Source organism: Mesobacterium hydrothermale, assembly GCF_035818635.1.
GTDB lineage: Bacteria > Pseudomonadota > Alphaproteobacteria > Rhodobacterales > Rhodobacteraceae > Mesobacterium_A > Mesobacterium_A hydrothermale.
This window is the reverse complement of record NZ_JAYLLH010000003.1, coordinates 182,192-203,151: the sequence shown is the minus strand read 5'-3', so window position 1 is coordinate 203,151 and position 20,960 is coordinate 182,192. Positions and strand designations below refer to the sequence as shown.

Genomic DNA, 20,960 nt, shown 5'->3' with positions numbered 1-20,960 from the left:
TTCCTTGTGTGCTGGCAACGCTAACATGATCTGACTTTCCGGGATGGAGGAGCCTTGGAAAGTCTTGGCAAGCGGGCTGGGGAACCCGCGATCGGGCCGATGGCCCGGGCGTAGAAAAGTGCACTAGGGAGAACTGCAACATGACATTCAACAGACGTTCCTTTCTTGGCGCGGGGGCAGCGGCGGCAGCCATCCTGTCCGCGCCGATGGTACGGGGCCAGGGCAAACCGCGCGTCGTGATCGTTGGCGGCGGCGCCGGCGGGGCGACCGCCGCGCGCTATATCGCCAAGGACAGCAAGGGCGCCATCGACGTCACGCTCGTGGAACCCACGCGCAGCTACTACACCTGCTTTTTCTCGAACCTCTACATCGGCGGGTTCCGTGACCTGTCGAGCATCGAACATTCCTATGGCACGCTGGCCTCGGAATACGGGGTGAATGTGGTTCACGACTGGGCCGTGGGGGTCGACCGCGACGCCAGGACGGTGTCGCTGGCCGGCGGTGCCACGTTGCCGTATGACCGGCTGATCCTGAGCCCGGGCATTGATTTCGTTGAGGGGGCGGTACCGGGCTGGGACGTGTCGGCGCAGAACAAGATGCCCCACGCCTACAAGGCCGGGTCGCAGACCGAACTGTTGAAGGCGCAGATCGAAGCGATGCCGCAGGGCGGGACCTTTGTGATGATCGCGCCACCCAACCCGTACCGTTGCCCACCGGGGCCGTACGAACGTATCAGCATGGTGGCGCACAAGCTAAAAGCGGAAAACCCGACGGCCAAGATCATCATTGCCGACCCCAAACAGGCGTTTTCCAAGCAGGGTCTGTTCGAGGAAGGCTGGAACAAACACTATCCCGGGATGATCACCCGCATCGGCCCGGATTTCGGTGGCGGAAACGTTAGCGTCAATGCCGACGAGATGACCGTGGATGTAGACGGAGAGGTGATCAAGGCCGACGTGGTCAATGTCATCCCGGCGATGAAGGCGGGCCGTATCTGTGACATGGCCGGCGTATCCGAGGGCAATTGGGCCCCGGTCAGCGGCCACACGATGCAAAGCCGGATCGACGAGAACATCCACGTCCTGGGGGATGCGACGAACCAGGGCGACATGCCGAAATCGGGCTTCTCGGCTAACAGTCAGGCCAAGGTGGCGGCGATGGCGGTGCGCGGGGCGTTGACGGGCAGCCGGGTGTTCCCGGCCAAGTTCTCGAACACGTGCTGGTCGTTGATCGACACCGATGACGGCATCAAGGTCGGCGCGACCTATGAGGCGACGGATGAAAAAATCGCCAAGGTTGACGGCTTCATCAGCCAGACCGGCGAAGACGCGGACCTGCGCAAGCGCACCTTTGAGGAAAGCGTGGGTTGGTACGCGGGGATCACAAGCGACATGTTCGGCTGATCCTGGCGTTTGAACAGAGTGCAGCGGGCGGTCCTGTCGGGCCGCCCGTCTTGTTTCAGGTCAAGGCCGGTGCCAAAGCTGCAAGCTAGATATGCCATATCGCTTTGACGGAGTCCTCAATGCCCCACGGCCATCACCACCACCACCATGTCGACCCGAAGGCGGGCGATGCGCGGCTGTTCGGGGCGGTTGCGGTCAATGTCGGGCTGACGGTGGTGCAGGTGATCGGCGGGGTGCTGTCGGGCAGCCTTGCGATGATCGCGGATGCCTTGCACAATTTTTCCGATGCCATGTCGCTGGTCATTGCCTGGGCTGCGCGCAAGATCGCGCGCCGTCCCGCGGATGCCGAAATGAGCTTTGGCTATGCCCGGGCGGAAGTGGTGGCGGCGCTGATCAACTATACCACGCTGATCGTGATCGGGCTGTACCTGCTGTACGAGGCGGTGCTGCGGTTTTTCGCGCCCGAACCGGTGGATGGCTGGCTTGTGGTGATCATTGCCGCCGTGGCACTGGCGGTGGATCTGGGCACAGCAGCGCTGACCTATACGATGTCGAAAGAGAGCGTGAACATCCGCGCGGCGTTCCAGCACAACCTGGCCGACGCGATGGGATCGGTTGCGGTGATCGTGGCGGGGGCGGCGGTGATCTGGTTCGGCTGGGTCTGGGTCGACCCGGTGGTGACGTTGCTGATCGCGGGCTACATCCTGTGGATGGCGCTGTCGGAAATCGGCGGTGTGATCCGAATCCTGATGCTGGGCCGCCCGCCGGATCTGCAACCCGCCGAGGTGCTGACGACCGTGCGCGGGATCGACGGGGTGACCGGGGTGCACAATGCGCATCTCTGGCAGGTCGATGAGCATCACAGCGCGCTCCAGGCCCATCTTGTGATCGCCGAGGGGCACTGGGCCGAGGCCGACGCGATCAAGGCGCGGGTCAAGGCGCGTGTCGGGCTGGCGCACGGAATCAAGCATCTGTCGTTCGAACTGGAATGTGCGCGCCACGCCTGCACCGACGCGCCCGAGATCGGGACGATCGTTTAGACGATCTGCCCCAGCAGCGCCGGAATATGATCCTTGAACCGGAAAAAACCATGCGTGGCATGGGGCCACGCGGCGCTGTCATAGGGGCGGCGGACGCGGCGGACGGGCAGGTCTGTGACCCGGTCCAGCACTTCCGCGACTGGGCCGGTGGGGGCGTAGGCGGTAACGATTTCCTGCGCCCCGTGGGCGCGGGCCAGGACAAGTAGCTCGGCTGCGGTGTGGGCAGGCGCGACCGGCCCCAGTCGGTCCGCCCAACGCTGGGTGACGTCCTGCATCGCGCCGGTCTTGAAGGCCCTGAGCAGGGCAGAGGGCACCAACGGGCTGATCGCATCGGTGGTTTCGAGTGTCACCGTCGCCACCGGCGACAACCCAGCGTCAAACAGGAAACCGGGGTGCAGGTCGTCTTCGTGCAGCACCAGGAGCGCCGGTTTGCCCGGCGCGACGCCGTCGGCAGCAGGCAAGGCCCGCCGGGGCGGATGGTCTGCGCCAGAGAGCGGCGCGGGGGAGGCTTCGAGCCCGACCGGGCGAAACCGCCCTTCGGTGTAGCGGGCGATATTGTCGGAGCGGGCAACGTAATGCTTGCCCCGCGTCTGCAACCCCGCCACCCAGCGCCAACTGAGCGTGTTCGACGCCGGGTCGCCATCAAGCAGGTGCCGCAGGAAGAAATCCGCGCCCAGTTCCCATGGCAGCCGCAACGTGAAGATCCAGATCGAGGCGAACCACATCCGGGCATGGTTGTGCAGATAGCCGGTATCCGCCAGTTCCCGGGCCCAGTGGTCGAACGCGTCGATCCCGGTGGTGCCGGAACAGGCGGCCTGCCAACGGGCGCGCAACCCGGCTTCGCTTTGCACCCGGTCCAGGGCGCGCAGCACACCCGCGCGATAGGCGTGCCAGACACCCGGCCGCATTTCGAGCCAGCCCTTCCAATAGGCGCGCCAGAACACCTCTTGCAGAAATTTATCGACAGTTTTGGGGCTGAAGCGGCCAAGCACGGCGCGCAAGACCTCTTCTTCCGTAATCAGCCTGTGCCGCAGGTAGGGCGACAATTGCGACACAGACCGATGATGCCCGGGGCCGAAATCGAAATTGCGGTCTGCGGCATAGCGTCCGGCGCGCGGCAGGAAATCATGCAGCCGTTCAAGGGCCGCGGTGCGGGTGGGGGCAAGGCCAATCGTCATGGGGCGGAGCTATTGCGCACTGCGGCCTGATCAAGACGTGAAACGGCAAGTCCCGCAAAATCCTTTCGGCCCCTTGCAGCCCCTTCGGCCCAGAACTAAGATTCGGTTAACTGGCGTGCGGTACGGATCGCATGTGGACACCCAAACAGGCAGGCAGGCGGATATGAAAGACCCTTTTGAATTCTACATGAACAATCTCGTCCCGATGGTGGTCGAACAGACCAGCCGGGGCGAACGGGCCTATGACATCTTCTCGCGCCTGTTGAAGGAACGCGTGATCTTTCTGAATGGTCCCGTACACGACGGCATGTCGTCGCTGATCGTGGCACAGTTGCTGCACCTTGAGGCGGAAAACCCGTCGAAGGAAATCAGCATGTATATCAACAGCCCCGGCGGTGTCGTCACCTCTGGCCTGTCGATCTATGACACGATGCAATACATCAAACCGAAGGTCAGCACGTTGGTGATCGGGCAAGCGGCCTCGATGGGCTCTTTGCTGCTGACTGCCGGGGAAAAGGGTATGCGATTCTCGTTGCCCAACAGCCGTGTGATGGTGCACCAGCCGTCCGGCGGCTATCAGGGCCAGGCGACGGACATCATGATCCACGCCGAGGAAACGCTGAAGCTGAAGCGCCGCCTGAACGAGATCTACGTGCGCCACACCGGCCAGACGCTGGAAAACGTGGAGAAGGCGCTTGAGCGCGACAACTTCATGTCGCCCGAGGAAGCCAAGGACTGGGGCCTGATCGACGACATCCTGGTCAGCCGCGTCCAGCCCGAGGGTGACGACAAGTAAGACCGGTCCCGGCACGCGGTGTCGGGACAATTTTTGCGATTGTAGACCGGTAGGGGCTGCCCTAAGCTAGGTCAGATGGGCGGCCTATGTGGATACATAGGGGGCATGCGGTCGCGCGCGAACGAACCGAAGGCCTGAAAGGTTAAGACATGGCAACGAATTCTGGCGGAGACAGCAAGAACACGCTCTACTGCAGCTTTTGCGGCAAGAGCCAGCACGAGGTGCGCAAGCTGATCGCCGGCCCGACCGTGTTCATCTGTGATGAATGCGTGGAACTGTGCATGGACATCATCCGCGAAGAGACCAAGAGCTCCGGGCTCAAGTCGTCTGAAGGGGTGCCTACGCCACGCGAAATCTGTGATGTGCTGGACGACTACGTGATCGGACAGGCGGTGGCCAAGCGGGTGCTGTCGGTGGCCGTGCACAACCACTACAAGCGTTTGAACCATTCGCAGAAGTCGTCCGATATCGAACTGGCGAAATCGAACATCCTGCTGATCGGTCCGACCGGCTGCGGCAAGACCCTTCTGGCGCAGACTCTGGCGCGTATCCTGGACGTACCGTTCACCATGGCCGACGCCACCACGCTGACCGAGGCAGGTTACGTGGGCGAGGACGTGGAAAACATCATCCTCAAGCTGTTGCAGTCGAGCGAATACAACGTCGAACGGGCGCAGCGCGGCATCGTCTATATCGACGAGGTCGACAAGATCACCCGCAAGTCGGAAAATCCCTCGATCACTCGCGACGTGTCGGGCGAGGGCGTGCAGCAGGCGCTGCTGAAGCTGATGGAAGGGACCGTTGCATCGGTGCCGCCACAGGGGGGGCGCAAGCATCCGCAGCAGGAATTCCTGCAGGTGGACACGACCAACATCCTGTTCATCTGCGGCGGCGCCTTTGCTGGCCTCGACCGGATCATCGCGCAGCGCGGCAAGGGCTCTGCCATGGGCTTTGGGGCCGATGTGCGTGACAACGATGACCGCGGCGTGGGCGAGATTTTCAAGGACCTGGAGCCCGAGGACCTGCTGAAATTCGGCCTGATCCCGGAATTCGTGGGTCGTCTGCCCGTCATCGCGACGCTGGAAGATCTGGACGAAGACGCGCTGATCACCATCCTGACCAAGCCCAAGAACGCGCTGGTCAAGCAGTATCAACGGCTGTTCGAACTCGAAGACGCCAAGCTGACCTTTACCGAGGAAGCGCTGTCGGCCATCGCCAAGCGCGCGATCGAACGCAAGACCGGCGCGCGTGGCTTGCGGTCGATCCTGGAAGACATCCTGCTTGACACGATGTTCGATCTGCCGGGCATGGACAATGTCGACGAGGTGCTGGTGAACGAGGAAGCGGTGACCGCCAAGGCCGCGCCGCTGCTGATCTATTCGGATCAGAAAAAGGAAAAAGAGCCGGCCAGCGCCGGGTGATCGCCGGACATATCAATTTTCGGGCGGGGGCGGTTCCCCGCCCTTTTTCATGTTTCTTGGGAAAACGGACCATGACCATCAAACGCATCTCTTCTGGCGGGGAATTCGAAGCGAAAATCGGCTATTGCCGCGCGGTTGTCGCCGGCGGCTTCGTGCATGTTGCGGGCACCGTGGGGCAGGGTGACACCGTGACCGACCAGTGCCGCAGCGCGCTGGACGTGATCGGCAAGGCGCTGGCAGAGGCCGGCAGCAGCTTTGCCGACGTGGTGCGGGTAAATTACTACCTGCCGGACCGCGCCGAATTCGAACCCTGCTGGCCGATCCTTGCGGAAACCTTCGGGGAAAACCGCCCGGCGGCGACCATGGTTGAATGCGGGCTGATCGACGACAAGTACCGGATCGAGATCGAACTGACGGCATTGGCACGCTGAGTGCCTGTGCCGCAAGCCCCGGCACTGGACCTTTGCCGGGGCTTGGGTCATAACTCTGACCAGACCAACGGGAGTCACCTATGGGTATTCTGAACACGCTGTTGCGCGCCGTGACCTGGTGGAACGGATCGACGATCAACACGCAGATCTATACCTGGCGCAAGGGCGTCAAGGTGGGCGAAGACGCGCAAGGCAACGTCTTTTACCAATCCCGCGACGGCAAGCGCCGCTGGGTGATGTTCAACGGCGAAGCCGAGGCCAGCCGGATCGACGCCGATTGGCACGGTTGGCTGCACCACACCTACAAGGACGCACCGACCGAAAAACCGCTGGCCCACAAGCCGTGGGAAAAGCCGCATGTGGAAAACCTGACCGGGACGACGCTGGCTTATGTGCCGGCCGGATCGCTGCGCCGCGAAGCGCCGGTGGAGCGCCGCGACTACGAGGCGTGGTCGCCGGAATAATCCCATGGCGGAAAACACAACCGAAACTCTAGTCGGCGCGGCGGTTCTGGCCGTGGCCATCGGCTTTGGCGCTTATACGGCGCAGACAGCGGGCCTGTCTTTGGGCAGTTCGGGTTACGAACTGACCGCCAGCTTCCGTTCGCTTGAAGGGGTCAGCGTCGGTACCGACGTGCGCCTTGCGGGCGTCAAGGTGGGCACGGTGACGGAAATGGCGCTGAACCCGCAAACCTTCCGCGCCGATGCGACGGTGACGATTCAGGACGGGATCGAGATACCGGACGACAGCGCCATCGTGGTCGCGTCCGAAGGGCTGCTGGGGGGGAATTTCGTCGAGATTTCGCCGGGCGGGTCGCCGTTCTTCTTTTCCCCGGGGGACGAGATCCTTGATACGCAAGGCGCGGTCAGCTTGATTTCCCTGCTGCTGAAATTCGTCAGCGGTGACAGCGGGAGCAGCGGCCAATGATCCGCGGTGCCTTGATTGCGCTGTTTGCCATGGCCCTGCCGGCCGTGGCGCAGGAACAGGTCAACGAAGGAACCGGAGCGCGGTTGCGTGCGCTGGACAAGCTGACCGGGCACGTCGAGGACCTGGTCATTGTCAACGGGGGCACGCAGGCTTTTGGCCGGATCCGGGTTGCCCTGCGCGAATGCCGTTATCCAGAAGGCAACCCTGCCGGCGATGCCTATGCCTTTGTCACGGTGACCGAAACCGGCAAGGACGTACCGGTGTTCAGCGGCTGGATCGTGGCGTCGTCGCCCGCGCTGAACGCGATGGACCACCCGCGCTATGATATCTGGGCGTTGGCCTGTACCACTTCGTGACCGCTGCCGGGCAGGGGGGAGGCGGTGAAATCCGCGTCATGGTGCAGCGCGTCGGTCAGTTGCGCGCGATACAGCGCGCGCGAGATTTCCACCGCGCCAAGGCTGGCCAGATGCGGCGTCAGGAACTGGGTGTCGAACAGCCGGAAGCCGCAGCGGTTCAGATGAACCACCAGCCACGCCAGCGCGACCTTTGACGCGTCTGTCCGGCGTGAAAACATGCTTTCCCCGAAAAACGCGGCCCCCTGCGTGACGCCATAGACGCCCCCGGCCAGCCTGCCATCCTGCCAGACCTCGAGCGAATGGGCGTCACCACGGGCAAAAAGATCAAGGTAGAGCGCGCGAATCTCGCCGTTGATCCACGTTTCCGGGCGATCGGCACAACCGTCGATGACACCGGCGAAATCGCGGTTGAGCGTGACGCTGAACGTGTCGCGCCGCACCACGCGGGCAAGGCTGCGCGAGATGTGAAACCCGTTCAGGGGGAACACGCCGCGTCGGCGCGGATCAACCCAGAAGATTTCCGGGTCGTCGCGATGCTCGGCCATGGGAAACACGCCCGAGCGATAGGCTTGCAGCAGGAGTTCTGGCGTGACGACGGTCATCGTCGCTGGGTCACTCTTTCTCCAGCGACTTGGCCAGCCATTTTTCCAGCCAGTGGATGTTGTAGTCACCGGAGTGGATATCCGGCTCCTGCAACAGCGCGTGGAACAGCGGCACGGTGGTGTCGACACCATCGACGATCAGTTCCCCCAAGGCGCGGTTCAGCCGAGCCAGTGCTTCCTGCCGGTCGCGGCCGTGCACGATCAGCTTGCCGATCAGGCTGTCGTAGTAGGGCGGGATCTTGTAGCCGTCATACAGCGCGGAATCCATCCGCACGCCCAGACCACCCGGCGCGTGGTACTGGGTGATCTTGCCGGGGCAGGGGGAAAAGGTGGGCAGCTTTTCCGCGTTGATCCGCACTTCGATCGAATGGCCGTTGATGACCAGATCGTCTTGCGTGAAGGACAGCGGATAGCCTTCGGCCACGCGAATCTGTTCGCGCACCAGATCAACCCCGAAAATGGATTCGGTCACCGGGTGTTCGACCTGAAGGCGGGTGTTCATCTCGATGAAATAGAATTCGCCATCCTCATAGAGGAATTCGATGGTGCCGGCGCCGCGATAGCCCATTTCGGCAATCGCCTTGGCGCAGATGCCGCCGATGCGAGCGCGCTCTTCGGGGGTGATGCAGGGACCCGGGGCCTCTTCGAACACTTTCTGGTGGCGACGCTGCAGCGAACAGTCGCGTTCGCCCAGATGCACGCCGTTGCCCTTGCCGTCGCCAAACACCTGCACCTCGATATGCCGGGGCTTTTGCAGGTATTTCTCGATATAGACTTCGTCATTGCCGAAGGCGGCCTTGGCCTCGGCCCGCGCGGTCTGATAGGCGCGCTCCATTTCAGCCTCAGAAGCGGCAACTTTCATGCCGCGCCCGCCACCACCGGCGGTGGCCTTGATGATGACGGGATAGCCGAAATCGGCACCGATCTTCTTGGCGTCCTCGACCGAGGCGACGCCACCGGCAGAGCCCGGCACCACCGGAATCCCCAGGGCCTTGGCGGTTTCCTTGGCGGTGATCTTGTCGCCCATGATGCGGATGTGTTCCGCGCTGGGGCCGATGAAGGTCAGGCCGTGGTCTTCGATCACCTGCACGAAACGGGCATTTTCCGACAGGAAACCATAGCCGGGGTGAATCGCCTGTGCGCCGGTCACTTCGCAGGCGGAAATGATCGCCGGGATCGACAGGTAGCTGTCAGCCGACGGCGGCGGGCCAATGCAGATGGTTTCGTCGGCCATGCGTACGTGCATGGCGTCGCTGTCGGCGGTGGAATGCACGGCGACGCTGGCGATGCCCATTTCGCGGCAGGCACGGATGACGCGCAACGCGATTTCGCCCCGGTTGGCGATCAGGATTTTGTCAAACATGGATCAGGCCGCCTTATTCGAGGATGACCAGCGGCGCCCCATATTCGACCGGTGCGCCATCCTCGACCAGGATGCGCTTGACGGTCCCGGCGCGGGGCGCGGGAATGTGGTTCATGGTCTTCATCGCCTCGACGATCAGCAGCGTGTCGCCTTCCTTGACAGACGTGCCAACGCTGACGAAGGCGGCGGCGCCGGGTTCGGGCGACAAGTAGACCGTGCCCACCATGGGCGACGCCACTGCACCGGGATGGGCTGCGGGGTCTTCGGCGGCAGCGGGCGCTGCGGCGGCGGCAGGGGCCGCGGCCGCCGGCGCGGCGGCGGGCATCTGCATCGCGGCAGGGGCCACGGGGGCGGCCATCATGACACGGCTGACACGCACGTTCAGGCTGTCGTCTTCACCATACTCTCTTTTGACCTGAAGTTCGGTCAGGTCGTTTTCACGCAACAGTTCTGCCAGTGCCTTGATAAAGGCCACGTCCGCTTCATGGTTCTTGTTGGTCATGCCATCCTCGCCCGGAATTCTGCGCCCATGTGGGCGCCTGCCTTGTGTCTTGGCTGATTGCTTATAGGCCAAGGTCCGTCCGGTGAAAAGCAAGGCTGGCGGCCAATTTCAACCGGAATCGTCCTCTGTCCGGCCAAGCTGGGCAGTTGCAGCGCTGTTTTCAATGGCTGCGGGCTGTGTTTCGGCATCGCGTCCCGGCGATGCCGCGCCTGCGTCGCGATGGGATTCCAGCCAGGCGCTGATCTGCAACTGCATCATCGACGGCGGTGCAAGGCGGTCGGGGGCCTGTTGCAGAGCCAGCACTTCCTCTGGTGTCGTGGGACGGTCAGACAGTGTGGCGGCGGGGGCCGTCGTGCCCACAGGTTGCACCTTGCGGGTCTGTTCCGGGCGCGGGACATGTGGGGCGGCTTGTGGCACGGTTGCGAAACCCGCGCCAAACGGTCGGGCGACCGGGGCGATATCGGACATGGCAATGCCTTTCTGCGGTTCAATGCCCCCGACCCGTTGCGCAGCACTGTGCCAGACGCAGCGCGCTTGTGCCACTTAACTTTTGTGCCTTGGTTAACCGCCGGTAAACGTGCGGTTTCTTGCCGAGCCTTCACCAGGCCGCTACCCTTGTCCTGCGGGCACGAAGGGGGTGGGCATGGCACAGGACAACCCGGCAAAGTTGCGCCACCGGATCGTGGCCGGTTTCGCTGGCAATGTTGTCGAATGGTACGACTTTGCGCTGTATGGCTATCTGGCCGGCGTAATCGCCCCGGTGTTCTTTCCGTCCGATGATCCCACCGCCGGGTTGATCGCGACCTATGGGATTTTCGCCGCCGGGTTCCTGATGCGACCGCTGGGGGCGGCGGTGTTCGGCTGGTTCGGGGACCGCTATGGCCGGGCGCGGACCATGCAGATTTCCGTGGCGTTGATGGCCTTGCCGACGCTGCTGCTGGGGGTTCTGCCGACCTATGCGCAGGTGGGCGTTCTGGCGCCGGTGCTGCTGGTGATGGTGCGGCTGTTGCAGGGCCTGTCGGTCGGGGGCGAGTTTTCGTCTTCGGCCACCTATCTTGTCGAAACCGCGCCCGAAGGCAAACGCGGACTGACCGGCAGTTGGGCCAACATCGGGTCGATGACCGGGTCGCTGCTGGGGGTGGGGGCCGCGGCGCTGGTGACCTCGGCGTTTGACGCGCAGGCACTGGCCGACTGGGCCTGGCGGTTGCCGTTTCTGGGTGGCGCGGTGCTGGGGCTTTCTGCGATTGCCCTGCGGCGGAACCTGCACGCGTCCGAGCATTTTGAGGAACACAGCGCCGGGCGCGAGGACACCTCGCCCCTGTTGCAGGCCTTTACCACCAACCGGCACGAGACCTTGCTGGCGATGGCGTTCGCTGCCAGCTATGGCACCTGCTACTACATCGCCTTTGTCTATCTGCCGGAATGGCTGGTCAGTCAGGGGCTGATGGCACGCGACGCGGCGCTGGGGATCAATACCGCGATGACCGTGCTGGTGATCCCGCTGATGCCGCTGTTTGCCATTGTGGGCGACCGGCTTTTGCCGCGCCGGACGTGGATTGCGCTGGCGGTGGGCGGGGTGGCGATGGTGGCCTGGCCGCTGCACCAGTGGATGCTGTCCAGCGGTGGGTCTCTGGCGTCGGTCGTGGTGGCCCATGCGGTGACCTTTGCGCTGCTGTCGGTGCCGCTGGGGTCCGCCCCGGCGCTGTTTGTCGAGATGTTCCCGCAAGAGGACAGGCTGTCGGGGTATTCCGTAGCGTTCAACATCGGGGTTGGGGTGTTCGGCGGGCTGACCCCGATGATCGCGACCAGCCTGATCGCCGCGACCGGGCTGGCGGTGGCACCTGCGGTCTATATGGCGCTGGCGGGGCTGTTGGCCGTGGTGGTGCTGTCGCAGGTTCCCGACCGCAGCCGGGCGCCGTTGCGGTAAGAGGACCGTTCGTTTCCCGTTCCGGCTTCGCATGAACGGGGAGGCTACGAAAAAGGGCCAGCGCATGGCTGGCCCTTTTCAAAGTCCATGACGCGGGCGATCAGCCCTTGTTCATGCGGTTCTCAATCAGGTCGTCGACCACCGACGGATCAGCCAGGGTCGAGGTATCGCCCAGCGAGCCATAGTCGTTTTCCGCGATCTTGCGCAGGATGCGGCGCATGATCTTGCCCGAGCGGGTCTTGGGCAGGCCGGGGGCCCACTGGATCAGGTCCGGGCTGGCGATCGGGCCGATTTCGGTGCGGACCCAGGCGCGCAGTTCCTTGTACAGCTCGTCGGTCGGTTCGACGCCGTTCATCAGGGTGACATAGCAATAGATGCCCTGGCCCTTGATGTCATGCGGGTAGCCGACCACGGCGGCCTCGGCCACTTTCTCGTGCGCGACGAGCGCCGATTCGACTTCGGCGGTGCCCATGCGGTGACCGGACACGTTGATCACGTCATCGACGCGGCCGGTGATCCAGTAATCGCCATCGGCATCGCGGCGGCAGCCGTCGCCCGAGAAGTAATAGCCTTTGTAGTCCGCGAAATAGGTCTTTTCGAACCGCTCGTGATCGCCCCAGACAGTGCGCATCTGGCCCGGCCAGCTGTCAGCGATGGCGAGAACGCCCTCGGTCGGGTTTGCGTGGATTTCTTCGCCCGATTGCGGGTCCAGAACCACCGGTTTCACGCCGAAGAACGGCTTCATCGCCGCGCCGGGCTTGGTCGCGTGGGCACCCGGCAGCGGGGTCAGCAGGTGACCGCCGGTTTCGGTCTGCCACCAGGTGTCGACGATGGGGCATTTGCCCTTGCCGACCACGTCGTTGTACCAGTTCCACGCTTCAGGGTTGATCGGCTCACCAACGGTGCCCAGCAGCTTCAGGCTGGACAGGTCGCACTTTTCAACGAATTCGTTGCCCTGTCCCATCAGCGCACGGATCGCGGTGGGGGCAGTGTAGAACTGGTTCACCTTGTGCTTTTCGCAGACCTGCCAGAACCGGCTGGCATCGGGGTAGGTGGGCACGCCTTCGAACATCAGCGTGGTCGCGCCATTGGCCAGCGGTCCGTAAACGATATAGCTGTGGCCGGTGACCCAGCCCACGTCTGCGGTACACCAGTAGACGTCACCGTCGTGGTAGTCGAAGCTGACTTCGTGGGTCAGCGACGCATACAGCAGGTAACCGCCGGTGGTATGCACCACGCCCTTGGGCTGACCGGTCGAGCCGGAGGTGTAGAGGATGAACAGCGGGTCCTCGGCGTTCATTTCCACCGGGCGGCAATAGTCGTCCGCTTCCAGCGCCATTTCGTTATAGTCGAAGTCGCGGCCATCGACCCAGGTGGTCTGTTCGCCGGTGCGCTTGACCACAAGACATTTCACGTCGTCCTTGCAGTGCAGCAGCGCCTTGTCGGCGTTCGACTTCAGCGGGGTCTTGCGGCCGCCACGCGGGGCGTGGTCGGCGGTGATGACAACCTTGGCGTCGCAACCGTTGATCCGGGCCGCCAGCGCATCGGGCGAGAAGCCGGCGAACACGATGGAATGGATCGCGCCGATGCGCGCACAGGCCAGCATCGCATAGGCGGCTTCGGGGATCATCGGAAGATAGATGATGACCCGGTCGCCCTTGCGCACACCCAGGCTTTCCAGAACGTTTGCCATGCGGCAAACCCGGCGGTGCAGGTCGTTATAGGAAATCGACTGCGCCTGTTCCTTGGGATCATCGGGTTCAAAGATGATCGCGGTCTGGGTGCCGCGGGTTTCCAGGTGACGGTCGATACAGTTGGCCGCTACGTTCAGCGCGCCATCTGAAAACCATTCGATCTTGACCTGGCCAAGGGTGAAATCGACGTTCTTGATCTGGGTGGGCTTTTTCATCCACTGCAGACGGTCGGCCTGTTCGGCCCAGAACGCTTCGGGGTCGTTGATCGACGCGGCGTACATCGCATCGTATTTCGCGGCGTCGACATTCGCATTCGCTGCGAACTCTGCGGACGGAGCGTAGGTTTTATCGGACATATCTTCTGTTCCTCGCAAAGGCGTCTTCTTGGTGTGCCGCCCCCCGGCGGCATTGGCAAACAGCAGCGCCGGGGGGCGGCCCTGGCCTTAGATGGCCAGGTATTCGGCGCGCAGGTTTTCGTTTTCCAGAACCTCGGCGGCAGAGCCATCGAAGACGATGGAACCGGTGTCGAGGATAATGGCACGGTCGGCCAGTTGCAGGGCGCGCACGGCGTTTTGTTCCACGATCACTGTGGTCATGCCCTGTTCCTTGATCAGGCGCAGGGTCTTTTCGATCTCGTCCACGATCACCGGGGCCAGGCCTTCATAGGGTTCGTCCAGCAGCAGCACCTTGACGTCTCGCGCCAGCGCCCGCGCAATGGCCAGCATCTGTTGTTCGCCGCCCGACAGGGTCACGCCTTCCTGGCTGCGGCGCTCGCCCAGGCGCGGGAACAGGTCATACAGGCGTTCGATCGACCAGCCCAGCGGCGGGGCGATCTGGGCCAGCTTCAGGTTCTCCTCGACCGTCAGGCCGGGGATGATGCAGCGGTCTTCGGGCACGAGGCCCAGACCGGCGATCGACGCCTGGTAGCTGGTCATGGTGTGCAACGGCTGGTGGTCCAGCCAGATTTCACCGTGGTTCACCTGCGGGCTGTCCATCCGCGCGATCGACCGCAGCGTGGTGGTCTTGCCAGCGCCGTTGCGGCCCAGCAGGGCCAGGATTTCGCCTTCGTGCACGTTAAAGCTGATGCCCTGCACGATGTAGCTTTCGCCGTAGTAGGAATGCATGTCCCAGACGGACAGGAACGCCGGGGCGGTTTCGGCCTGGTTGGCGTTCTTGGAAAAGTCGGGTCTGACGTTCATCGGTCTTATCCTCCCGTCCCGGCGTTATCCGGGAATTCGTGGGTCAGAAGGCCCCGGCGAACGGCGCCGGGGCTGAGGCTATGTTTAGTGCGCTTCGCCCAGATAGGCTTCTTGGACTTTCGGATGACCCTTGATGTTTTCCGGGGTGTCCTCGACCAGGGGGGTGCCCTGCGCCAGAACCGTGATCCGATCCGCCAGAGAGAACACGACGTGCATGTCGTGTTCGATGATGGCGATGGTGATGTCGCGCGTTTCCTTGATCTCCTTCAGCAGGTCGATCGTGTTGTTGGTGTCGGCGCGCGCCATGCCCGCGGTCGGTTCGTCCAGAAGCAGCAGGCGCGGATCCTGCACAAGGCACATCGCCATTTCCAGACGCCGCTTGTCGCCGCGCGACATCGAGGCAGAGTGCATGTTGCGCTTGTCGATCATCTTCACGTCGGTCAGCATCTGTTCTGCCTGCTCGACCAGGTCCTTTTCGCGGCTGACGCTTTCGATGGCGTGCAGGCGGAAGGCCCCGTCACGTTTCGCGAACAGCGGGATCATCATGTTTTCCATGACGGTCAGGTCACCGAAGATTTCAGGCGTCTGGAACACCCGGGAAATCCCCATCTGGTTGATCTGGAACGGCGTCCGGCCCAAAACCGACTGGCCGTCGAACATGACAGAGCCGGTGTCGGGGATCAGCTTGCCCACAAGGCAGTTCAGCAAGGTGGACTTACCCGCGCCGTTCGGGCCGATGATGGCGTGAACCGTGTTTTCCGCGACCGAAAGGTTCACCTTGCCAAGGGCCTGGAGACCGCCGAAGCGCTTGTTGACGTCTTTGACTTCAAGAATACCCATTCTTCAGCCTCCTTATTCCGCCGGCTCGGTGCTGGCTTTTTCTTTGCCGCCACCGCTTTTCTTGCTCGAGACCCAGGCTTTCAGGCGTTGACCACCTTCGACCAGACCGCCGGGCAGGGCGATGATGACAAGCATGAAGATGGCGCCAAGGGTCAGGTGCCAGCCTTCGCCGGTAAATTTCGAGATCACCCAGACCACGACGCTTTCCAGACCGTCCGGAAGGAACGAGAACCAGTCATGCAGGAGCGACTCGTTCATCTTCGAGAAGACGTTCTCGAGGTACTTGATGGTGCCCGCGCCCAGGATCGGGCCGATCAGCGTGCCTGCACCGCCGAGGATGGTCATGATGACAACCTCGCCAGAGGCGGTCCACTGCATCCGTTCGGCACCGGCCAGCGGGTCCATCGAGGCCAGCAGGCCACCGGCCAGACCGGCATACATGCCCGAGATCACGAATGCCGCCAGCGTGTAAGGCTTGGGGTTCAGACCGGTGTAGTTCATCCGGGTCTGGTTCGACTTGATCGCGCGCAGCATCAGGCCAAAGGGCGACCGGAAGATGCGGATCGCGATGTAGAAGCTGACCAGCAGCAGCACCGCGCAGAGATAGTACCCCACCGGGAAGGTGAATTCCCACGGGCCCAGGGCAACATCCAGCTTCGAGCGCATTTCCAGGCCGAACAGGTGCGGCACGGTCGGGCCGTTGCCCAGCAGGTACTGCGGGTCGTCGTTATAAACCTGAAGGCCGGTTTCCCCGTTGGTCAGCGGCGTCAGGACAGAATAAGCCAGACGATAGGACATTTCGGCGAAGGCCAGAGTCAGGATCGAGAAGTAGATGCCCGAACGGCGCAGCGAAACGAAACCGATGACCAGCGAGAACACGCCCGCGACGATGATCGACAGGATGATTGCCGGAACCACGTTGTAGCTCAGCAGTTTGAACATCCAGACCGCGGCGTAGGACCCCACACCCAGGAAGGCGGCGTGGCCGAACGACAGGTAGCCGGTCAGGCCGAACAGGATGTTGAAGCCGATGGCGAAGATCCCGAAGATCACGAAGCGCTGCATCAAGTCGGGGTAGCCGCCGTTGAAGAACGCCAGAGCCGAGTCGCTCGGGAAGATGTTGAGGATGACCGGAGCCGCCAGCGCGAGGATGGCCACGACGATCAGGAGGGTGGTGTCTTTTGCGTTGAGACCGAGCATGAATTAGTCCTCCATCACGCCTTTTCTGCCCATCAGGCCGCGTGGGCGGGTGAGCAGGATGATGATTGCAACGAGATAGATCACGATCTGGTCGATCGAGGGCAGGAACAGCCAGTTCTCGAAGAAGTTCTTGATCGGCGACCACGAGGCGAGGCTTTCCAGCACGCCCAGCAGGAAGCCGGCCGCGACCGCGCCGGGCAGCGACCCCATGCCACCGACGACCACCACCACGAAGCTGAGCACGAGGAAGTCCATGCCCATGTGATAGTTCGGAGCGTTGATCGGGGCGTACATCACACCCGCGACACCGGCCACTGCGGCGGCCATGCCGAACATGATGGTAAAGCGCTTGTCGATGTTGATGCCCAGCAGGCCCACGGTTTCGCGGTCCGCCATACCGGCGCGCACGACCATCCCGAAGGTGGTGAACTGCAGGAAGGCGAAGACACCGCCGATGACCGTTGCCGCGAAGGCAAAGTAGATCATCCGCCAGTAGGGATAGATGATGACGTTCGGGTCAAAGCCCAGCAACACGCCGAAATCGAACGACCCCTTGAAGGCGTCAGGCGCGGGGGTCTGGATCGGGTTGGCGCCGAAATAGCCGCGCACCAGTTCCTGAAGAATGATGGCAAGGCCAAAGGTCACGAGGATCTGGTCAGCGTGGGGACGCTTGTAGAAATGCTTGATCAGCCCGCGCTCCATCACGAAGCCGATGATGATCATCACCGGAATGGCCATGAGGATCGCCAGCGGCACGGACCAGTTGATGATCGCAGAGCCGACGTCCTGGCCGAACCAGCTTTCGACATAGGGCGTCTGAACCTTCAGCGGGTTGCCCAGAAAGTCCTTCTGGGTCGGGTCTTCCGTCACGAAGGAAGCGCCCAGGATACGTTGCAGCGCGACGGCGCAGAAGGCGCCGATCATGAACAGCGCGCCGTGGGCGAAGTTGACCACGCCAAGCGTGCCGAAGATCAGCGTCAGCCCCAGCGCGATCAGCGCATAGGCCGAGCCTTTGTCGAGCCCGTTGAGAAGTTGCAGGATGATTGCGTCCATTGTCCCCACCTGGATAAGTGCAAGGGCGGGCCGCGCTTTGCGCTGGTCCCGGAATGTTGGAGTTAGGGCGGGGAAATCCCCGCCCTCTCAGTCTTTTCGTGGATCAGGCACCCGGGTTGCACTGGCCCAGGTCGCCACCGGCGAACATGGGGTGATCCGGTGCGTACTCGACCTGCGCACGCGGCGTCACTTCGACGATTTCCAGCGTGTCGTAGGGGTTGGTCGGGTTTTCGTTGCCCTTCATGACCAGCACGTCCTTGAAGCACTGGTGGTCTTCGGCACGATACAGGGTCGGGCCGTTGCCCAGACCATCGAATTCGAAGCCTTCCAGCGCCGCGGCGACGCCGCAGGGGTTGAAGGTGCCAGCGCGTTCGCAGGCATCTGCATACAGCAGGGTCTGCACGTAGCAGGTGTGCGCCGAGTTCGACGGCGGACGGCCGTACTTTTCACCGAAGGACTTGACGAATGCCTTGGTGCCTTCGTCCGACAGCTGCCAGTTCCAGTTCATCGAACCCAGCACGCCCTTGATGTTCTCGCCTGCACCGGCGGCCATCAGTTCGGAATACAGCGGAACGACGATTTCGAACTGCTTGCCGTTGACCATCTTGTCACGCAGGCCGAACTGAACCGCGTTCGACAGCGAGTTCACCATGTTCCCGCCGTAGTGGTTCAGAACCAGCACGTCGGCACCCGAGTTCAGAACCGGGGCGATGTAGGACGAGAAGTCGGTGGTCGCCAGCGGGGTCAGAACGTTGTTGACGGTTTCCCAGCCCATGGCTTCGGTAGCTGCCTGCATCGACTCTTGCTGGGTCCAGCCCCAGGTGTAGTCGGCGGTCAGGTGATAGGCGCGACGTTCCTTGCCATAGGCATTGGCCAGCACCGGCGCCAGTGCGGCACCCGACATGTAGGCGTTGAAGAAGTGACGGAAGCCGTTTGCCTTCTTGTCCTTGCCGGTGGTGTCGTTGGAGTGGGTCAGGCCGGCCATGAAGATCACGCCAGCTTCCTGGCAGAGACCCTGAACAGCCACGGCCACGCCCGAGGACGAACCGCCGTTGATCATCACGGCACCGTCTTTTTCGATCATCGACTTTGCCGCGGCGCGGGCTGCGTCGGACTTGGTCTGGGTGTCGCCGGTCACGTACTGGACTTTCTTGCCCAGGATGCCGTTGCCTTTCAGCGCCTTCGAGCTGAAGGTGTTCAGCATGCCGCCGTCGCCTTCGCCGTTCAGGTGCTCGACTGCCAGCTCCTGTGCGCGCAGTTCGTCCAGGCCTTCTTCAGCATAAGGACCGGTTTGCGGCACGTTGAAGCCCAGGGTCACGGTCGAGCCGGTCGGCTCGTTCGTGTATGCGGCTGCAGACGACGCGGTGAAGATGGTCGGCATCGCGACGCCGGCACCGGCGACTGCGCCCGACTTGAGCACGCCACGACGTGTCAGGTTGGTTTTGGACATGTAATCCTCCCGATTGCATTGGATGCGGCCCCCAGGCTCCTCAACCAGGGATCGCGGGCACTTTTGTGCAAATGTAAAATGTCTGGGGAAAGAAAATTTCGCAACAAGTCATTCATACAAATAGATTTTTTTGTTAATAAGTGAAAAGGATACTATGGTATTCAGTAAAGAACTTTTATTGCTGTTGCAGAAAGGCGTTGAAATGGCAGGGAAATCACGATGTCGCGAGATACGCTGACAGGGACGCGGGTGCGCGAAAGGCGCACCATTCTGGGGCTGAAGCAGGCGGATCTGGCGCGAAGCGTCGGCATTTCTGCCTCCTACCTCAACCTGATCGAACACAACCGGCGCAGAATCGGGGGCAAGCTATTGCTCGCCATCGCCGATGCGCTGTCGGTCGAGCCGTCGGTTTTGTCGGAAGGGGCAGAGGCCACGTTGATCGCCACGCTGCGCGAAGCGGCGTCCGATCAACCCGATGCCCGGGCGGAAATCGACCGCGCGGATGAATTTGCCGGGCGTTTTCCCGGGTGGGCGGGCCTGCTGGCCGAAGATCGAAAGCGGATCGACACGCTGGAACGCACGGTGGCGACGCTGACCGACCGTTTGACCCATGACCCGCATCTGGCCGCCAGCCTGCACGAGATGTTGACCAACGTCACCTCGATCCGGTCCGCGGCGTCGATCCTGGCCGAGCCCGGAGAGATCGAGCCGGAATGGCACGACCGTTTCGTGCGCAACGTGAACGAAGACAGCGCCCGGCTTGCGGAAACCAGCCAGGCACTGGTCAAGTATCTCGACAGTGTTGACGACGCCACCGCCGATATCCGCGCGCCCCAGGAAGAAATCGACGCGGTGCTGGCCCGTCACGGCTATCACTTCAACGCGCTGGAAGATCCCGAAACCGATCCCGTCGCGCTGGCGGCCGACCTTGCGGCCGAGCAATCCGCCGTGGCCCGCACCATGCTGGCTGAGGTCATGACGTGGATGCACAACGATGCCTGCGCGGTCCCTCTGGACACGGCCACCGACGGATTGCAGACGCTGGGACCGGAACCGTTCGAGCTTGCGACCCGCTGGGGCGTGGACCCTGCGGTGGCCATGCGGCGCATCGCGGGGCTGTCGCAAAAGCTGGGGCAGGGGGCCGTTGGGCTGGCGATCTGCGATTCCTCGGGGTCGTTGATCTTTCGACAACCGATGGAAGGTTTTCCCCTGCCACGCTTTGGTGCCGGGTGTCCGATGCTGCCGCTGTACCAGGCGCTGGGGCGCCCGTTGTTCCCGATTGCGGTCCCGGTGATCCCGCCGCTGCGCGATGAACGCCGGTTCCGCGCCTTTGCCTTCGCCCGGCCGGTGGGCACATGGCAGCCCAACCGTGCGCCGCTGTCCCGTGCCCATATGCTGGTGATGCCCGAACAGGCCCCGGACCCGGCGCGCAGCGCGGTTGAAATCGGGGTCAGCTGTCGGATCTGCCCACGCGACGGTTGTCCGGGACGGCAAGAACCGTCGATCCTGACCCCGGGGGCTGTGATCGGGCGCTTGACGCTTTGACACGCGGCGTTGAAACATTGATAAATTACGTGA

At 62.9% G+C, this 20,960-nt stretch carries 21 protein-coding genes; 10 read left to right on the top strand and 11 right to left on the bottom strand.

Annotation, left to right across the window (positions count from 1 at the left end; translation table 11 throughout):
- The first annotated feature begins 140 nt into the window (after window positions 1-140).
- Window positions 141-1,403 (top strand): NAD(P)/FAD-dependent oxidoreductase, encoded by a 1,263-nt coding sequence (locus tag VK792_RS03865; RefSeq protein ID WP_326296032.1) that lies wholly within the window; start codon window positions 141-143, stop codon window positions 1,401-1,403.
- Between the two features lie 119 nt (window positions 1,404-1,522).
- The gene (locus VK792_RS03860) at window positions 1,523-2,443 is read left to right on the top strand and encodes a cation diffusion facilitator family transporter (protein WP_326296031.1); all 921 of its coding nucleotides are present in this window, start codon (window positions 1,523-1,525) and stop codon (window positions 2,441-2,443) included.
- Here the strand turns inward: VK792_RS03860 and VK792_RS03855 are convergent.
- The gene (locus tag VK792_RS03855) at window positions 2,440-3,621 is read right to left on the bottom strand and encodes an FAD-binding domain-containing protein (protein ID WP_326296030.1); all 1,182 of its coding nucleotides are present in this window, start codon (window positions 3,619-3,621) and stop codon (window positions 2,440-2,442) included. The genes VK792_RS03860 and VK792_RS03855 overlap by 4 nt on opposite strands.
- 163 nt (window positions 3,622-3,784) lie before the next feature.
- On the opposite strand from VK792_RS03855, the gene VK792_RS03850 reads away from it, so the two are divergent.
- The 6 genes from VK792_RS03850 to VK792_RS03825 all read left to right on the top strand — a co-directional run bounded on the left by VK792_RS03850 (window position 3,785) and on the right by VK792_RS03825 (window position 7,552).
- Window positions 3,785-4,417 carry an ATP-dependent Clp protease proteolytic subunit gene (locus VK792_RS03850; protein WP_326296029.1) on the top strand — a complete coding sequence of 211 codons (633 nt, stop codon included), beginning with the start codon at window positions 3,785-3,787 and terminating at the stop codon, window positions 4,415-4,417.
- A 149-nt stretch (window positions 4,418-4,566) separates the two neighbouring features.
- Window positions 4,567-5,838, top strand: a complete 1,272-nt coding sequence (gene clpX, locus VK792_RS03845) for an ATP-dependent Clp protease ATP-binding subunit ClpX (RefSeq protein ID WP_326296028.1) — start codon at window positions 4,567-4,569, stop codon at window positions 5,836-5,838.
- Window positions 5,839-5,909: 71 nt separating this feature from the next.
- A complete protein-coding gene (locus VK792_RS03840; protein ID WP_326296027.1) occupies window positions 5,910-6,269 on the top strand; it encodes a RidA family protein in 360 nt (119 codons plus the stop codon).
- A gap of 80 nt (window positions 6,270-6,349) precedes the next feature.
- Window positions 6,350-6,733 (top strand): NADH:ubiquinone oxidoreductase subunit NDUFA12, encoded by a 384-nt coding sequence (locus tag VK792_RS03835; RefSeq protein WP_326296026.1) that lies wholly within the window; start codon window positions 6,350-6,352, stop codon window positions 6,731-6,733.
- A gap of 4 nt (window positions 6,734-6,737) precedes the next feature.
- A complete protein-coding gene (gene mlaD / locus VK792_RS03830; RefSeq protein WP_326296025.1) occupies window positions 6,738-7,196 on the top strand; it encodes an outer membrane lipid asymmetry maintenance protein MlaD in 459 nt (152 codons plus the stop codon).
- Window positions 7,193-7,552 carry a DUF2155 domain-containing protein gene (locus tag VK792_RS03825; RefSeq protein WP_326296024.1) on the top strand — a complete coding sequence of 120 codons (360 nt, stop codon included), beginning with the start codon at window positions 7,193-7,195 and terminating at the stop codon, window positions 7,550-7,552. The genes mlaD and VK792_RS03825 overlap by 4 nt, the downstream gene beginning before the upstream one ends.
- Here VK792_RS03825 and aat read toward each other — a convergent pair.
- The 4 genes from aat to VK792_RS03805 form a co-directional block, all read right to left on the bottom strand.
- Entirely contained in the window at window positions 7,516-8,154 is a 639-nt protein-coding gene (gene aat, locus VK792_RS03820) for a leucyl/phenylalanyl-tRNA--protein transferase (RefSeq protein WP_326296023.1), read from the bottom strand. The two genes, VK792_RS03825 and aat, sit on opposite strands and share 37 nt — an antisense overlap.
- A gap of 10 nt (window positions 8,155-8,164) precedes the next feature.
- Window positions 8,165-9,517 carry an acetyl-CoA carboxylase biotin carboxylase subunit gene (gene accC / locus VK792_RS03815; RefSeq protein ID WP_326296022.1) on the bottom strand — a complete coding sequence of 451 codons (1,353 nt, stop codon included), beginning with the start codon at window positions 9,515-9,517 and terminating at the stop codon, window positions 8,165-8,167.
- A gap of 13 nt (window positions 9,518-9,530) precedes the next feature.
- A complete protein-coding gene (gene accB, locus VK792_RS03810) occupies window positions 9,531-10,019 on the bottom strand; it encodes an acetyl-CoA carboxylase biotin carboxyl carrier protein (protein ID WP_326296021.1) in 489 nt (162 codons plus the stop codon).
- A 108-nt stretch (window positions 10,020-10,127) separates the two neighbouring features.
- Complete coding sequence (locus tag VK792_RS03805) at window positions 10,128-10,487, bottom strand: hypothetical protein (RefSeq protein ID WP_326296020.1); 360 nt, start codon at window positions 10,485-10,487, stop codon at window positions 10,128-10,130.
- Between the two features lie 175 nt (window positions 10,488-10,662).
- Here VK792_RS03805 and VK792_RS03800 point away from each other — a divergent pair, with 175 nt between their 5' ends.
- Complete coding sequence (locus VK792_RS03800) at window positions 10,663-11,946, top strand: MFS transporter (protein WP_326296019.1); 1,284 nt, start codon at window positions 10,663-10,665, stop codon at window positions 11,944-11,946.
- Between the two features lie 100 nt (window positions 11,947-12,046).
- Here the strand turns inward: VK792_RS03800 and acs are convergent, their stop codons facing one another.
- The 6 genes from acs to VK792_RS03770 form a co-directional block, all read right to left on the bottom strand.
- The gene (acs, locus tag VK792_RS03795) at window positions 12,047-13,996 is read right to left on the bottom strand and encodes an acetate--CoA ligase (protein ID WP_326296018.1); all 1,950 of its coding nucleotides are present in this window, start codon (window positions 13,994-13,996) and stop codon (window positions 12,047-12,049) included.
- Window positions 13,997-14,083: 87 nt separating this feature from the next.
- Entirely contained in the window at window positions 14,084-14,839 is a 756-nt protein-coding gene (locus tag VK792_RS03790) for an ABC transporter ATP-binding protein (protein ID WP_326296017.1), read from the bottom strand.
- An 84-nt stretch (window positions 14,840-14,923) separates the two neighbouring features.
- A complete protein-coding gene (locus tag VK792_RS03785; RefSeq protein WP_326296016.1) occupies window positions 14,924-15,679 on the bottom strand; it encodes an ABC transporter ATP-binding protein in 756 nt (251 codons plus the stop codon).
- A 12-nt stretch (window positions 15,680-15,691) separates the two neighbouring features.
- Window positions 15,692-16,879, bottom strand: coding sequence for a branched-chain amino acid ABC transporter permease (locus tag VK792_RS03780; protein ID WP_326296015.1), 1,188 nt, complete (start codon window positions 16,877-16,879; stop codon window positions 15,692-15,694).
- A gap of 3 nt (window positions 16,880-16,882) precedes the next feature.
- On the bottom strand, window positions 16,883-17,932 hold the full coding sequence (locus VK792_RS03775) for a branched-chain amino acid ABC transporter permease (RefSeq protein WP_326296014.1): 1,050 nt from the start codon (window positions 17,930-17,932) through the stop codon (window positions 16,883-16,885).
- A 103-nt stretch (window positions 17,933-18,035) separates the two neighbouring features.
- Window positions 18,036-19,382 carry a substrate-binding protein gene (locus VK792_RS03770; RefSeq protein ID WP_326296013.1) on the bottom strand — a complete coding sequence of 449 codons (1,347 nt, stop codon included), beginning with the start codon at window positions 19,380-19,382 and terminating at the stop codon, window positions 18,036-18,038.
- A 219-nt stretch (window positions 19,383-19,601) separates the two neighbouring features.
- Between VK792_RS03770 and VK792_RS03765 the strand changes: the two genes are divergently transcribed.
- Window positions 19,602-20,927, top strand: coding sequence for a helix-turn-helix domain-containing protein (locus VK792_RS03765; protein ID WP_326296012.1), 1,326 nt, complete (start codon window positions 19,602-19,604; stop codon window positions 20,925-20,927).
- Window positions 20,928-20,960: the final 33 nt, after the last annotated feature.